The sequence below is a fragment of the Flavobacterium sp. ACN6 genome, assembly GCF_002304005.1.
In the GTDB taxonomy this organism is placed as follows: Bacteria; Bacteroidota; Bacteroidia; order Flavobacteriales; family Flavobacteriaceae; genus Flavobacterium.
In genome coordinates this window covers 58,055-74,288 of sequence record NZ_MRCQ01000019.1, presented here as the reverse complement: position 1 = coordinate 74,288, position 16,234 = coordinate 58,055, and the positions used below count along the sequence as shown (strand labels likewise).

General features: G+C 37.8%; 13 protein-coding genes. 7 read left to right on the top strand and 6 right to left on the bottom strand.

Annotated elements, in window-relative coordinates:
- Both BSF42_RS21255 and BSF42_RS22780 read left to right on the top strand, forming a co-directional pair.
- On the top strand, positions 1-1,457 hold a 1,457-nt coding region (locus tag BSF42_RS21255), incomplete at its 5' end, for a gliding motility-associated C-terminal domain-containing protein (protein ID WP_141248494.1).
- A gap of 1,505 nt (positions 1,458-2,962) precedes the next feature.
- Positions 2,963-3,853 carry a DNA-binding protein gene (locus tag BSF42_RS22780; protein WP_095955108.1) on the top strand — a complete coding sequence of 297 codons (891 nt, stop codon included), beginning with the start codon at positions 2,963-2,965 and terminating at the stop codon, positions 3,851-3,853.
- 870 nt (positions 3,854-4,723) lie between these two features.
- On the opposite strand, the gene BSF42_RS21245 is transcribed toward BSF42_RS22780, so the two are convergent.
- From BSF42_RS21245 to BSF42_RS21235, 3 genes are read right to left on the bottom strand one after another with little or no spacing between them, the layout of a single operon-like run.
- Positions 4,724-6,292 (bottom strand): MFS transporter, encoded by a 1,569-nt coding sequence (locus BSF42_RS21245; protein ID WP_095955107.1) that lies wholly within the window; start codon positions 6,290-6,292, stop codon positions 4,724-4,726.
- Between the two features lie 3 nt (positions 6,293-6,295).
- On the bottom strand, positions 6,296-7,354 hold the full coding sequence (locus tag BSF42_RS21240) for an HlyD family secretion protein (protein ID WP_095955106.1): 1,059 nt from the start codon (positions 7,352-7,354) through the stop codon (positions 6,296-6,298).
- A gap of 11 nt (positions 7,355-7,365) precedes the next feature.
- A complete protein-coding gene (locus BSF42_RS21235; protein WP_095955105.1) occupies positions 7,366-8,709 on the bottom strand; it encodes a TolC family protein in 1,344 nt (447 codons plus the stop codon).
- 215 nt (positions 8,710-8,924) lie between these two features.
- On the opposite strand from BSF42_RS21235, the gene BSF42_RS21230 reads away from it, so the two are divergent.
- The 5 genes from BSF42_RS21230 to BSF42_RS21205 all read left to right on the top strand — a co-directional run bounded on the left by BSF42_RS21230 (position 8,925) and on the right by BSF42_RS21205 (position 12,051).
- Positions 8,925-9,317, top strand: coding sequence for a two pore domain potassium channel family protein (locus BSF42_RS21230; RefSeq protein ID WP_095955104.1), 393 nt, complete (start codon positions 8,925-8,927; stop codon positions 9,315-9,317).
- Positions 9,318-9,792: 475 nt separating this feature from the next.
- Positions 9,793-10,215 (top strand): hypothetical protein, encoded by a 423-nt coding sequence (locus BSF42_RS21220; RefSeq protein WP_095955102.1) that lies wholly within the window; start codon positions 9,793-9,795, stop codon positions 10,213-10,215.
- 54 nt (positions 10,216-10,269) lie between these two features.
- Positions 10,270-10,566, top strand: coding sequence for a hypothetical protein (locus BSF42_RS21215; protein ID WP_095955101.1), 297 nt, complete (start codon positions 10,270-10,272; stop codon positions 10,564-10,566).
- A gap of 404 nt (positions 10,567-10,970) precedes the next feature.
- Entirely contained in the window at positions 10,971-11,396 is a 426-nt protein-coding gene (locus tag BSF42_RS21210) for a response regulator (protein ID WP_095955100.1), read from the top strand.
- Between the two features lie 370 nt (positions 11,397-11,766).
- A complete protein-coding gene (locus tag BSF42_RS21205) occupies positions 11,767-12,051 on the top strand; it encodes a hypothetical protein (RefSeq protein WP_095955099.1) in 285 nt (94 codons plus the stop codon).
- A gap of 524 nt (positions 12,052-12,575) precedes the next feature.
- Here BSF42_RS21205 and mobC read toward each other — a convergent pair.
- From mobC to BSF42_RS21190, 3 genes are read right to left on the bottom strand one after another with little or no spacing between them, the layout of a single operon-like run.
- Positions 12,576-14,558 (bottom strand): conjugal transfer protein MobC, encoded by a 1,983-nt coding sequence (mobC, locus tag BSF42_RS21200; protein WP_095955098.1) that lies wholly within the window; start codon positions 14,556-14,558, stop codon positions 12,576-12,578.
- Positions 14,559-14,589: 31 nt separating this feature from the next.
- Positions 14,590-15,852, bottom strand: coding sequence for a relaxase/mobilization nuclease domain-containing protein (locus BSF42_RS21195; RefSeq protein ID WP_095955097.1), 1,263 nt, complete (start codon positions 15,850-15,852; stop codon positions 14,590-14,592).
- The gene (locus tag BSF42_RS21190; RefSeq protein WP_172426734.1) at positions 15,840-16,232 is read right to left on the bottom strand and encodes a plasmid mobilization relaxosome protein MobC; all 393 of its coding nucleotides are present in this window, start codon (positions 16,230-16,232) and stop codon (positions 15,840-15,842) included. The genes BSF42_RS21195 and BSF42_RS21190 overlap by 13 nt, the downstream gene beginning before the upstream one ends.
- Between the last annotated feature and the right edge of the window lie 2 nt (positions 16,233-16,234).

Here is a 16,234-nt window from a genome sequence, read left to right as displayed (position 1 = left end):
TAGCGGCAACATCGCCGAACGGAATTACGGGAAGCTGGAGCCCGGCGCTTATCAGCACAGCAGCAAACGGAAGTTATATTTTTACACCTGATGCAGGTCAATGCGCTTCTGCTGTGACTTTAGCCGTTACTATAACACCCGAGACAATACCAAATTTTGCCACGTCCCTTACTTTATGTAGTATCGATACGGCTCCTGCTTTAGCGGCAACATCGCCGAACGGAATTACGGGAAGCTGGAGCCCGGCGCTTATCAGCACAGCAGCAAACGGAAGTTATATTTTTACACCTGATGCAGGTCAATGCGCTTCTGCTGTGACTTTAGCCGTTACCATAACGCCAGAAACAGTGCCGAACTTTGCTGCAACACTAAATTTATGTAGTACCGATACGGCTCCTGCTCTAGCGGCAACATCGCCTAACGGAATCTCAGGAACGTGGAATCCTGCGTTAGTCAGCAATACAGATAATATTTATGTGTTTACTCCAAATCCAGGACAATGTGCCACAATAGCAACATTAGCAGTTATTATATCATCGGATGTAATACCTGATTTTGCAACAACCCTAAATTTGTGTAAAACTGATACCGCTCCGGTTTTGGCAACAACATCGCCTAACGGAATAACAGGAAACTGGAATCCAGCGGTAATTAGTACTGCAAATAGTGGCAATTATATTTTTACACCAACAACTGGGCAATGTGCTGAAAAAATAAATCTTCTTGTAACCATAAGATCGGCAATAACCCCGGATTTTATGACTACAGTGACTTTATGTAAGGAGGATACGGTTCCTTTATTGGATAATACATCTCCAAATGGAATCTTAGGAACATGGAACCCGGCGGTAATTAATGAAAGTACGAGTGGAAATTATATTTTTACGCCGAATGTAGGACAATGTGCTACAACAGCAAGTGTGACCGTTAATGTCTTATCACCTACCTATTCTATAACACAAGAGTTCATAAATAATAAATACCTGTTGAAAGTTATATTAAATTCTAATTTTCCCTGGTCAGATTATACAATTAAATGGATTAACGAAAAAGGAGTTCAAGTAGGATATAATACACCTATTTTTGATTTTACCGAATATGTTGAAAATTTAAATTATAAGCCAATATTACCATTGCAATTCAAATTAATTATAGGGTATGGATCGTGTGAAATTGAAGAAACATTTGCAATAACAAATAATTTCTGTCGAATTCCCAATGCAATCTCTCCTAACGATGATGGAGTAAATGATAATTTTGACATAAGCTGTTTAAATGTAAAGGATCTGACTATATTAAACCGATATGGTAGAGAAGTATATCAATTTACAGGAAAATATGAAAACCAATGGCACGGACAATGGAAAGATGGAAAACTCCCAATGGGTACTTATTTTTACATAATTTCAGCTGAAAATGGAGAACGAAGAGCTGGCTGGGTCTATCTGACTTATTAATTATTTGTAAACAACTGTAAATGTTGCAATAAAAAGAAAGTTACAAGCAATAAACTCTCAAATAAAATACTATAATCTAAAAAAATATCTTTAAAATTAGCGCTTTGAGTTTTGTGGCAGAATCGTGGCACACTAGGTATGGAGTGGATACCCACTTCTTAATCTTCTGTTGTACTTAGACACATAAGTGATTTATTTCTAATCACCCAATCTCTAAAAAAGAACTTTAAAAAATTGGTATAAAAAAATCCTTTTGAGTTTTCGTTTTAAAATCTAGAAATAATGTAATCATGTTAAAACTGTAAATATGTTTAACGAAAAGTTCAATCTGTAAAAATCTGTGTAAGTGACAATTCTATTTAACCGTAAATATTAAGTATTTTTAATATATTTGTAATATAAAAAAAAGAATAATACTACTGCCTGTTAGTTCGTTAGTATTTTAATTTTCGTGAATGATTTAATATCGAAATAATAAAATTGAATTTGGGTGCAGAATCGGTGCACGGAGGTTCAAGACATAAATAAAAGTGGCATATACAGCGGTTTCAGGCATAAAGTTCGAATCCTGCTCTCTTTCGAACCTACGATCACAAGCTAAATTAAGACTCCGCTGAAAGCTTAAAAAGAGACTTTTTAAAATCCTCGCCCCAAGATAATGCCAATAATACTATAATATATTAAAATTACAAGCCATTCCAACCAACTTCCCCATCACCGGCCAAAATCAAAATAAAAAAATCTGCAGCAATTCAAAACAATCTAAAAGAAAAACTAACTAACTAACTAACTAACTAACTAACTAACTAACTAACTAACTAACTAACTAACTAACTAACTAACTAACTAACTAACTTTTAAATAGTCTATCCATTTAAACAAATTCGCTAACCTAATCAATTTTACCGTCACCGTTCAAAATCATAATTGGAAAACATCTTTAGAAAGAAAGAATGAAAGAAAGAAAGAAAGAAAAAAAGAATTGCTTTCTCCATTCTCTTACCTAAACTACCCTCCACCCTATACTATAAATTGTTTCCAAAAGAAAAAACGAAAAAAAAGAAAGCCCAGATCAAGCGTTAAAGCGGATGCGTAGTGCTATAAGTCCCGAAGGGCGGACAAAGGAAATGAAGTCCGTTATGCGCACGCAGCAGACGCAATGGCGCTATCTTGGCGGCCCTTTTTAGCCGCTTGAAATGAAAATGTTACTAAACATACAACTGTAATCCTTCGCTATCTTATAGTCAAACAGCAACTACCGTCTTTTGACTTGAGTTAGAATGGAATAAGACGACATGTTATTTTTATGGCAGAATCGTGGCACAATAGAGTTTTTTTAAAACTAAATTCAGTAAAATCAAGTGCAAACTAATTTGGGTTTCCAAAGTATTGCCAATTAAAAAGTCACCGCAGCTTCTTTGTAAACTTTTTTACTATCGGCAAACTAAACATACTTAATATTGTATTTTTTGCATATATTTGCCGATAACGGAACCTTTTTAACCATGAAATATCTTTCAGTAGTCGAATTTGCAAAAAAACTGGAACTGTCCGAAAGGACAGTTCGTCATTACTGTGCATTAGGTAAATTAAAAGGAGCTTTCCTAACGGGTAAAACCTGGAATATTCCTGAAGATTCAGTAATTCCCCGAAAAGGAAATATAAAAGAAAGTAAGAATATTTTACTTAACAGTTTGAAAGAGCAAAAGGATATGAAATTGAAAGGTGGTATCTATCACCGAACTCAGATTGATTTAACCTATAATTCAAATAAAATTGAAGGAAGCAGGCTTACACATGATCAAACAAGATATATTTTTGAAACCAATACAATTGGTGCTTCTAAAGAAAGTGTCAACGTAGATGACATTATTGAGACCTCTAATCATTTTCGTTGTATAGATTTTATCATTGATAAGGCAAGTACTAAGCTTAGCGAATCAATTATTAAAGAACTTCATTTTTTATTAAAATCTGGTACTTCTGATAGCTCAAAAGACTGGTTTAATGTTGGTGAATACAAAAAAATGCCGAATGAAGTTGGAGGTAATGAGACTTGTCCTCCTAATCAAGTTGCTCAAAAAATGAAAGAACTCCTCACCAGTTATCATGCTATTAAAAATAAAAATATTGAAGACATCGTAGACTTTCATTATAAATTTGAAATTATACATCCCTTTCAAGATGGAAACGGTCGTGTGGGTCGGTTAATTATTTTCAAAGAATGTCTTGCTAACAACATTGTTCCATTTATCATTGATGAACAGCTTAAACTTTTTTACTATAGAGGACTTCAGGAGTGGAATCTTGTAAAGGAATACTTGATGGATACCTGTCTTACCGCACAGGACAATTATAAATCAATTCTCAATTATTTCGAAATAGAATACAAGTAGATAGACTGGAGTTGATACCTTTTTTCACGTAAAACTTCAGACGAACTGCCTTTTATTAAAAAAGACAAATGTTTAGAGATTAATTTGTACTTCACAAACTAATAACTTTACGGGCTGAAAAAGCAAGAAAAACTGTTTTTAGTTTAGAAGTTAATGTGGAAAAAAACGGTCAAATTACCCACGCTTTTTGATCATAAAATGATTCTTTCTAAAATCATTCCTTTTCTCAACGCCGATATATTAATTGAAAGCTTTGAAATTTTCGGATAACATTTGTTGATTTAACTGGATTGACAGCAATAATTTCGTGATCTCTAATCACTTTTATGACAATGCCAAAACCCTGGCGCTTCTAACAGCTTTAGATGAAGCAATTTTTGCAGCATCTAACAATAAGCTATCCTCTTTAAAAAATAACATTGTTTTTCTTCTTTGTTATTAGCATCACTATGTCTTCCTCTGTTTTTCATAATTTAACTTTGTTCAAAAATTCGAAATAAGAATAATTATTCCATGTATTTTATAAGAAGTTTTTCAAGAACTCTATTTCTCTTTCTATACTTGCGATCTCTAAAAGACACTTTGCAATACAATCCATCAACCTACCTCATCACCGGCCAACACAACAATAAAAAAAATAAAAGGTCATTGATAAAACACATAAAATAAACCCAGTCTAAAGCTAAAAAAAGAAAGAAAGAAAGAAAGAAAGAAAGAAAGAAAGAAAGAAAGAAAGAAAGAAAGACTCATTGCTTTCCAATCCCTTCCCTTAACTTTGAGTTTCTATATAAAGTTACATTTTATGCATTCAACTTCATTCTCTTAGAATCAATTGAAACTAACATTTTTTAATTCTCTTAATGGTATTCTTTAAATTGGAATAGGCTCCAGCTCTACTCTTTTGAGCGGCCTTCTCCAAAGTTTAAAAGACAGTATAATAAAAATAGGAAAAAAGCAAATAGCTGCCATGACCAGATAAATATCTTTGTAAGCCAATAATATTGAGGCTTGCGTTGTTTTATTCGAAAGACTTTTTTCTGCTTTTTTTTGCGCTTCAGCCTGGGACAATCCCATGAAAAGGAAATTTCTTTTGGCTGCTGCCAATTGCTGCTGTGCTGGGAAATTGACCGCTGTCAGCTGCTGGCTTAAACCTGTTTTGTGCTGCAGGTTTAAATTAGAAATAAAAGTTCCTAAAATGGCACTGCCCAGCAAACCTGCAATAACGGCCTGCGCTATAATGCCGGTCATCATCCGCGAAGGGCCAAGCTTTGGCGGCACTCCTTCCGAAATATAAAGCAGGGATATTGGAAAAAGAAATCCCATTCCCAAACCTTTAAAAATTAAGGGGAGAAAAAAATTCGACGAATCGATTCCGGGATAAAACCTAAAAAACAGAATAATATGATACAATCCATAACTGGCAAAACCCATAATCCAGATGGTTGCCAAATACGTTCTTTTGTATAAAAGCCAGGTTGATAAAGGAATCGAAATACACAGACCGATCAGTAAAGCCAGATGCGTCCTGGCGCCGGATACGGAATCAAAACCCAGAATATTAGTCATATAACCCGTAATAACACTTCCTGTACCATTGATAATTCCAATATAAAACATCATAAAAGCGCCGATCACTACATTTTTGTATGTATATACCTCAGGATCAATTAGGGGGTCAATTGTAAACCGGGCATGCAGGAGATAAACCCCCAAAATAATAAGTAAGAGTGCCGCTGCCAATGTTACTTTAGGATCTGCAAACCAGTTCCTGCTTTGTCCCTCGGCACTTAGAAAAAGGATCACTGTAAAAAATAGTATCATAATAAACCAGCCCCGCCAGTCAAACTGAAAGCTGGTTTTCAGGGGAGCAGCATCGGCTTTATAAAAATACCAGGCTAAAATGATACAAACTAAAAAGTTAATATTTAAGAAATAAATACCAAATGTCCAATTGTAAAAATTGGTGAAATGCGCGCCAAAATACTGGTATACGTGCTGGCTTCCCTTCTGGATAAACTGAAGGATTCCGTACAGCAGCGCCATATTAAAAGCGGGATTGTATTTTAATAAAATAGGCACCATCGAAGCAAAAATTCCAATTACAGAAACCATTGCCAGGAGAGAGCGCCAGAATGTAAACCAGCCGATAGTAGCTGCAAACAATGAAGCAGTGTTGAAGACAATAGACAAAAAACTCACCGCTAATATCATGGTACGCACCGGAATTTGTTTGCCCAGCTTTAATCCTAAAGGCATAAAGGCCAGAATAGCAAAAATGGGTATATATAGGGAATAAGTAAATACAGTTGTAGATTCCCCAAAATGCCCCAGTATTTGAGAATTATCATAAGCGGTCACATTCAATCCATTAAAAAAAGGAATGGTGAGGATATACAATCCCATTAAGGTAAAAATACTTCCTTTCTTTCCTGCAAACATCTTTTATTTTTTTACGTTGACCGTGACATTCATTCCCGGTTTGACTTCTTTTAAATCAGCAGCAGTATCAAATTCGATTCTCACCGGAATCCGCTGGGTTATTTTTACAAAATTTCCTGTTGAATTATCCGGTTCAACCATCGAAAACTTGGCGCCGGTTGCCGGAGAAAATCCCGCTATTTTTCCACTGAATTCTTTTCCATTAAGCGCATCTATAATAATGGTAACGAGCTGTCCCTGTTTAATTTTCTCGATCTGGGTCTCTTTAAAATTGGCTGAAACCCATAACTGCTGAGCAAGAACAATTGTCGCGATGGTTTGGTTAGCGGTTATCAGTTCTCCGATCGATAAATTGCGTTCCCCCACGTAACCGTCAGACGGCGAAAGAATGCTGGTATAGGACAACTGCAGTTCTGCAGCCTGAAGATCTGCTTTTTTTCGTTCAACCGCGGCCCGCGAGGCTTCCATATTGATACTGCTCTGTCTGGTAATGGAACTGCTTGCGGCGGCACTTTTTTCACCTGCTTTCAAGTACGCCTGCTCAGATCTGAGTTTTGATACCACCTGATCGTACTGATTTCGAGTCACCGCTGAATCCGCATACATTTTTTTGAACCGTTCGTAGTCTTTTTGGGCTTTCTCTAAACCCGCTCTGTCTCCTGCCAGTTTTTCGCGTCCGGCAGCCTGATTGGATGCTGAAGTAACGATGGACTGTTCCATCGAATGCAGGTTTCCCTGGGCTATAGCCAAGTCAGCTTGAGCTTGTTTTACCTTAATCAAATATTCCGCATTATCCAGAATTACAAGTGTATCTCCTTTATGCACGAACTGATTGGATTCAAAACGTATCGCAGCTATATGCCCCGTTGCCCGAGCTGAGACATTATTAATATAGGCTTCGACCTGGGCATTATTGGTGGTTTCATAAGTGTGGAAATCAAAAAACAAACTCAAAATCCAGATGCCTCCTCCTGTTAGAAAAATAAAGGAAAGCACCGTTAAGATTTTATTTCTCTTTTTGTCTTTACTAATGGTTTTATCTTGTGGGTTTTCCTCGCTCATAATTTTCGTTTTTAAAGTCTACCCATTGCAAACTGCAGCGAATAATACTGAATAATTAAATCTAAGTTGGCATTGACAAGAGCTATTTTAGAATTATTGAGCTGTAATTCTGCATCCACCATATCACTTATTAAGGCAAAGTCATTATCATACCTGCTTTTTACAATTTTATAATTACTCAATGACAATTCTACATCTTTTTTATAGGTTGCAATATTTCTTTTACTTTCCTCCAATTTAACATAGGCCGTTTTAACCTCTTTGTCTATTTGATCTTTAGCAGCATCCAGAGCGATACTGCTTTTCTCAATCTGTAATTTATCTGCTCCCACCCTGTGTTTGATGTTGTAAAAGCTGGAAACATCCCAATTCAGGGAAAGTCCTGCACCCCAATAATTGATAATGTTGACATAGTTGGGCCATTGTGCGGGATATTGCGTATTTAGAATAAGATTGGCATTTAAGCTGGGCCTAAAACCGCTTTTTGTAATATCCAGCACTGATTTAGACAGCTCAATGCCTATCTGGGCGCTTTTTAGTTCCTCCCTGTTTTGATACGCAGCTGCTAAACTTTGCTGCAGATCAACTTCTTCTAGAAGAACGGCATTTTCAGAAATCTCAGGTTTTAAAATCGTACTAGTGGGAAGACCGATCAGTATATCAAGATAATTACTGACTAATTCTATATCATTTGTATTTTTGAAAACAGATACCTTAAAATTGGATTGCTGCAATTCGGTTCTCAGCAGATCGCTTTTCAGGTTCTGCCCGTTGGCCACTCGTGATTTTAATTGATTGATTCTAAGATCTGTATTGACTAAATTCTGCTTTGTAACTTCTATCTGCCTGTATAATTTTTCGAGTGTAAAAAAGTATTGTGTAATTACGTTTTTAACCTCTGCCTGAGTCATTCTAGCCGCAGACTGCTGTCTTTTGGATAGGAGCTGCTGTTGTTCGATTTTAGAGTTAATTATCCCCCCGCTGTAGATTGGCATTGCTGCTGCAATAGTCGCAAAAGAGCTGTGATTGTAATAATCTACCGTGATATTATTTTCGTAAAATCCTTCGTATAATTTAGGATCCCCTATATACGTATACCCAGCGCTTACTGCCAGGCGCGGCACCTTTGCCATTTTCGCCTGGCTTATATTTTCAGCTGCAGCTGCTGCATCAATGTTTGCTGCTTTAAGCTGCCGGTTATTTAAAGTGCCTAATTGAATCGCCTCGTCAAGAGTTATTGTTTTTAACTCACTTGTGCTGTAATTCTGTGCAGAAACTACTGCATGAACAAATAGAAATACTAGTAAAAACGCCTGCTCTGAGTGTGCTTTTTTTAATAAAAAACGATTCATCATATTTTTTCGTTTACAGGGTCATGATAAAAATAATATCTAAAAATTAGGTTTCATTATAAATAGCGTTAAAAAAACAAACATCATAATCAATGAAGTGGTCAATAAATAAAGGATATATAATATTTTATGTTAAATTTTAATAATATAAAAGTAGTAAAAATTTTATCATGTTGAAATAAATTCTTAATATTGAGGTACTTAAAAAACAAACCGCTATGCTGATAGAACTTGCTTTAACAGGAAAATTCATTGTCGATATTGTAAAACGACTGCGAAATGACAAAACATTTCGAACCTTAGGTTTTTTATTATTTGTACTAATTTTAGTCGGGACCATGTTTTTCTGGCTGGTAGAAGATCTACCCTTCCTCAAATCATTGGCATACTCCGTAGGAACGCTGTCGATGAACAGCCCTTATGATCGTGAAATTACATTTTCAACTATTGGAGTTGTTTTTAATATCATATACATTTTTATCGGCGTTGGAGTGTACATCATTTTTGTGATCGAAGCCGGCAGAACAATTATAAAAGCACATGAAGAATTTGAGAAAAAACAGGCAGAGAAAAAAGCACTAAAAAAAGCACAGAAGGAGGCCTCAAAATAAGCCCCGGAATAGTTAGAACTCCAGAAGTACAAATACCAAACTACATTATGAAACAACTGCTAAAATGGTTATCAGTCTTGTGCCTGGGGTGCAGCTTTATTCAAATGTACTTTATCTATATAATTCCAAAAAGTGACAGTGGCAGCGGACCTGTTCTCTGGCTTATTTATTCAGTACCTGCAGTACTTTTACAAATCATCCTGCTATTGAACTTTGTTGTAACGGATAAAGAAAAGTCTAAAAAACTACTATTTTTAGCACTACTGATTTTTATTTTAATGCTTTTACCTTTTCTTATTTTAAAAAAGTATTATTGAACTAAGAATAGTAGAGCTTTATTTTTAATCGTCTTTCTTTATTTTAACAGTATTAAACGGACCTGTCGGAGCTCGACACAATGCCGAAAACCTTGTGAAGGCTTAATGAGTTACCTCAATAACCGGCTGTGATATGCAAATTATTTAAATAGATTGATATGGCCGTAAATACTCTAAATCAGACCGAAGCCTGGGTTATTACACTGCTTCTTTTTACTTTAATGCTTGTTTCAAGTTTTGCTGGAAAGCTTGTAGGAAATTATATAGGGAAGAAAAGCCCAGACGAAAAAACAGCTGAAACTTCTGCCTTGACTGCACTTCTTTTTTTCTTACTGGCCTTCACCTTCGGCATGAGCGGCGATCGTTACGATTCCCGAAGAAAGATTGTAATTGAAGAAGCCAACAACATTGGCACTGCAATTTTGAGAAGCGATCTATACCCCGATTCAACCCGTATACTATTCCGCAGTGACTTTAAATTATACCTAGAAGCCAGGATAGCTTATTATCAAGCTGGCGCGGATACTGAAGCAATAGCAAAGGCTGACCGATTATCACAGAATATATCCCTTAAATTATGAAAGCGGGCCAGCAGCCTGGCCGCCAATCCAGCAAATCTTGCCGCAACCCAGCAGATGATCCCAGCCTTAAACGACATGATCGATGTGACAACTTCCCGTCTTGCTGGCGAGAAAGCCAAAGTTCCGCAAAGTATTATTCTCATGTTATTTTTTTTGGCGGTGATAAGCGCGTTTTATGGCGGGTACTCTGAAGGCCGCAAAGGTAAGATGGACTGGGTGGTACAAATCGGATTCTGCCTGTTAGTGTCATTAGTTATTTTTTTTACTCTAGATTTGGACAGGCCCCGACGAGGCTTCGTTAACTTGGACGAACCAAATCAAACCATTATTGAATTGAGAAAGAATTTTTAAGAACTTGAGATCATGGATAATACAAAAAAGAGTTAGATCATTATGAGATATGCAGTTTAGCCTTCTGTGATTGACGTACAACCTTTTTAGTATTTTCTAAAAGCTTTAAATTGTCTTTATCTCCTACATTTCAATCCAAACAAACTAATTCATTGGCTATAGTAACAAATCACTAAAAATCTGCTTAGCAAGTCACAAATTATTCTGCATAATTAAGAAACTATATTTCAAAAGAAAGAAAGAAAGAAAGAAAGAAAGAAAGAAAGAAAGAAAGAAAGAAAGAAAGAAAGAGTAATTAAGCTAAGAATATATCGATCAGGGATAAAAATTTTAAAGCCGGAAGGATCGATTTTATAGAATTTCAATAATATTGGAAAAATCCCAAAATTCGCTACATTTGCCACATGAGGAGAAATGGAGAAATTGTAGTTATTGAAGATGATGAGGATGACAGAATGCTGTTGAAAGATATTTTTGAAAGTTTAGGTTACGCCAATAAAATAGTTTTCATTGAAGATCCTTCGAGAGCTGTGGAATATCTTTCCAATCCAAATGTAAATCCCTTTATTGTGATTTCAGATATCAATATGCCTAAAATTGACGGTTTTACATTACGAAGTCAGATCCTTGCTGATCAAGAATTAAGTATGAAATGCATTCCGTATATTTTTCTGTCTACGTCTAAAACTCCTGAAAATGTTTTTAAAGCATATCAGTACAATGTTCAGGGCTATTTCAAAAAAGAATATGATTTTAACGTCTTTAAGCAAATGATACAGCGTATAATAGAATACTGGAGCACTGGGGTAACACCAACAAATTCATTTTAATTTAGGGCAGTATTAACATGGCTGATTTCGTATGGATATAAAATGCAAAAGCACTTTGATATAAATTGCAAAAAAAAGAATGGTCTCATATACTATCGTTTAATTATATTATGTTTATCGCGGGCGTCTCTTATTACTTTTAGATATTTTGAAAAACTGTAACACTTATCCCTTTTTCCACTTTTTATCAAAGATCTTTTTCCAGTTTCTGGAAAAAAGAAAGGGATTAATTCAAAATAAAACAGCATAAAAGAAAGAAAGAAAGAAAGAAAGAAAGAAAGAAAGAAAGAAAGAAAGAAAGAAAGACAATCCAGCTTTGATCAAAACTAAAATGAATTTATTCCCGTATATACATTAAAGTATTTAGATTATGGAAACACCACCTATCTTTCTAAAAGTGCTGCAAATACTTGCCGACAGATACGGGATGAGCTGTTCTCTGGAAGAGCTCACACGATTGACCGGCCCGGCAGCCAGCAAAAACATGCATTATATGGACCAGTCGGCTTTTGAAAAAGAAAGCCAGGCGTCAATATTAGATATGCTGCTTGTTTTAAATGATCAGGGGCTGATCTTTTTAAATCCCGATAACGACCGAAGTGTTATCACTATTAAAGGTCTAATAAAAGTGCACCATAAGATTTTGTGCAATTAGTTTCCTTACATGCACCTTAGCTAAGCTAACCTGATCTTTATCTTTACTTTACTTTACTTTACTTTACTTTACTTTACTTTACTTTACCTTATTCTACCTTACTTAATTACTCTTCCTATTGAACTGCATCAAGCAGCTAAAATACTTTGAACATCCTTTTTCAAATCCTACCTGCTCACTGGATCCATAACAAAAAACGTAAGTCCTTTTTATCATCCCCATGCTTTAGCACTATAAATCAAACAACAACAACAACAACAAAAAAAAAAAAAAAAAAGTACTGCCAGCATATCTGATTGATTACCTAAAATTTCTCAAAAGAAAAAAGAGAAAAAGAAAGCACTTAAAAATCAGGATATCAGACAAAAGAAATGCTATAAGTCCCAAAGGGTGACAGGTCGATAAAGAGACCTGGCATTATGCGCATTTATTTTGTCTGATGTCCTATACATTTGCTGGCTTTTTTTCTTTTTGGGAAATATAATACAGCTGTCCTCATCCATGTATTACACAACATAAAGACTTCACTTCTTCTTTAAAACAATCAAATGCTTCAGCGCGGGATCATTCAAAAGCCTGTCCATTTCGGTGTAAATAATCTCCTGCACATCACGCTTGATCTGGCTGTAATTCTGCTGGATCATCCCGCTGTCCAGTTTTCTCACCGGCGGTATATCCTTGTAGCCCAACTCCTCTTTTCGTAACGCTTCATGATCGTTTACAATTTGGGAGTGAAAGGTTTTCAGCTCCATTTTACAGTCTGGATTATCAGCGGTCATCCCAACAAATTCCCCTGAACTCAAAGAAGAAATCTTGGAAGGCGGCACGGCCGCTTCGAGCTGTCTGGAACGGCTGACCGAGGTATCGGAGCTGTTGATCGATATGCTTTCCCTGTCCTGCATGATCTTGCCAAAACGCTCTGACAACTGCTTTGCCGTATCGCCGGTTACCTGTCCCGAGATAATATTTCCCGTGATGTTTAAAATCACATCGGCCTGCTCCCTGCCGTAATCTTTTCGCAGCTGGCTGAAGTCCTGCACCCCCAGGCAGGTGCTTACCTTATTGCTTCTGGCCGTGGCAATAAGGCTGTCCATATTATTGAGATAAATGGTTGGGAACTCATCAAAAATAAGGCTCGATTTGAGCTTTCCTTTTTTATTGACCAGTTTGACCAGACGGTTTACATACAGCGATAATACGGCACCGTAAATCTGTATTTTCTGCGGATTGTTTCCCATGCATACAATCTTGGGCTCCAGCGGATTATTAATATCCAAAGTAAAATCATTTCCAGAAAGCACGTAATACAACTGGGGAGAAGAAAGCCTGGCCATCGCTATTTTAGCCGATGCAATCTGCCCTTCGAGCTGGTCCATGGCATCATTAAGATAGGCATTGATAAAAGGGTTAATGAGCACCTCGATTTCCTTATCGGTGCGCAGCAGGGTAAAGAGACTGTCATATTCTGCCTGCATGAGTTCGATGACATGCGGCAGGGTGCAGAATTCCCCGTCCTTGTAGCGTCTGAGATACCAGATCACCGCTGATAAGAAGTTGATCGGCGACTCCACAAAAAAGTCTCCCTGACGCTTGATCCATTCGCGGTTGAGTCCCATCAGAATAGTCCTGGCTGACTCCGAGGCATCGGTAATATCTTCCATGCTCTGAGGGTCTAAAGGATTGCAGCGGTGCATGATGTTATCAAAATTAATAAAGTAGCATTTAGGCATGACTGCGTACACATGCTTGTATTTTTCAAAGGTATTATAGACAATTTTGGAAAGATCATCGTATTTAAAATCATATACAAACATGCTGAAACCTTTGGCAATGTGCTGGGTGATGACATGACGGATCACAAAATAGGATTTGCCCGAGCCCGGGGTGCCCAATACCAGTATCCCGCGAAACGGATTAATGATATTGATCCAGCTTTTTCTACGTTTGTTTTTTAAATAATAGTAGGCCGGCAGGTTGATGGAATATTCATTTTCCAAAAGGCGTTCTTCCTGCGGAAAGGTTTCATTTTCACTGTTAAAAATATCTACGGCAGACAGCCTGTTTTGAAGCAGCCGCGAGAGCAGTGTCCCGCCGGAAAGCACCAGCAGAAATCCCAAAACCGTAAGTACAATATAAAGACAAGCAGCAGTGATAACCGAAAACGACAGCCTTAAAATAACACCGCCTGCCAAATAAATAAGCAGCCCTGAAACCATATAATATAGTGCGGTTTTAAACTGCAGTTTTTCGTCTTTACGCCCCTTTGCCCCCAGCAGTGAAATCAAAAGCAGTCCCAGCGCCGCGAGCTTGGAAATATAAAAATTTCCAAAGAGACCTGTGTTGTAAACCGACCTTAGGATTTTATCTCCTAAAGCACTTGTAAGATCCCACAGCGCAAAAGCGCTGTAACAGTAATAATAAAAATGCAGCAGCAAAAGCATAATGCTCATCAGCCTTGTCATATCGAGTATTTTTCTCAGTGCCTGTTCGTTTTCCCCTGTCTGCATAACTGTCCAATTTTAATGATCTCTTTTTAAATTAATTCCTATTCAAAGGCCCTTTTCTTCTTTTTTTCCTGCTCCTATCCTTAAACTTTCCAGAAACATAATCGGCCTGCCACTCGGCTTTTAGCAGCTCCTGGATCCCGCTGGCAAATACCTCGCTTACACCAGCACCGGCATACTGCTGCTTATCCTGACCGCCCATTTCGAGCACATCCTTCTGTATGATAACAGCCCTGTATTCAACTGTTTTTTCACAGCGTTCCAGCACGGCTTTGGCGCTGTAATTCCTGCCCAGCTCACTGCCGTTAAAAACGCATTTGGTTGCATGATCCACATAGGTGATACCGTATAAACTGCCAGTGCTGCTCTTCCTTAAAACCGTATCAATTCCCTGGGAGCGCAGCATTAAAATAAGCTTCTGAAAATGCGTTTCCCTGACCAGTAAGGCGGTGTCCACAGCAGTACGGATTCTCTTTTTTTCAAAGCTTTTCTCGGTGCTGTTTACCTCGAAACGGCGCTCCAGAAAAGCAAGGGTTGGGCGCATGGAAAAATCACTGGCTTTTATCGGCACACCAGCCGGCTTTCCGTCTGGGTCCAATATGCGGTATACCAGTCCCCCAGAGGTAAAAATCCGAGAATCTTCACTGCCCCTGTCGGCCTTTACCCCGTACAATTGCAAAACAGCATTAAGGGTCGCCAACGAGGTATAACTGTAGCTGTTCAGCACAGCGTTCAGCACATTGGACAGCGCTTTTTTAGATTCCATTTTACCATAACAAACCTTCACTGCAGCAGGGTTTTTGATAAGTGAAACCTGCTTGGAATTTCTGCCCTGCGCCTTGACCAGGCCAAACGCTTTTTCAATTTCCTTTCGGGCTTTCTCCGACTGATTTTTTCCAATGTTCTGCATGTCGATTCTCGATCCGTCGGCCCTTATTTTAATCGAGACCAGATGAATGTGCGGATGCCCGGCATCGTGATGCTCATAAACCAGATAAGGCTGGCTGCCAAAACCTATTTTTTCCATGTAACTGTCCGCTATTTCCAGGAGCTTTTCCCTGGGGTAATTCTCCGAGGGATGAAAGTTCAAAGAGATGTGCACCCCGGCGCGCTTCACGTTCTCATTCAGGGCAGTCTGCCCGAGCAGTCTTTGGAGTTTCATGGAAAAATTCATGCGCTCCACAGCCATTGGATAATTCCCCTCCCCGATACACTGTGCCTGTGCTGTTTTGACCTTATTTTCATTGTACGATAAAACGCTGCGTACCGAGCGGCTGGTCTTTATTACTGCAACCATCTGCCGGCTGTTTTATCCATCCATTTTTGAATCACTTCAAGTCTTTCAAGCAGTTCGCTGCGCTGGGCCTCGGTGCTGCTGATCCAGTACCTGAACTCTGGAATCTGTCTCAGGGTATGGAGTTTTTTAACCGATTGGTTAAAGTTGTTTGCCACGGCACTGAACTCCTTTCTCAAGCGGATCATTTCAAGCATAAATTCATCCAGGGATTCATTGCGGTACCTGGTTGTTATGGGTTTATTCAAAAGACAGCTGCGCATATACTCGCTCATCTGACGGCAGGTAGTGCCTTTAAATTTTTTCTCGATCGCCGTAAACTCTGCAGCGGTAAACCTAACAGCCGCTATACGGGTTCTTTTTACATTTTTTTTCTCCATCATCA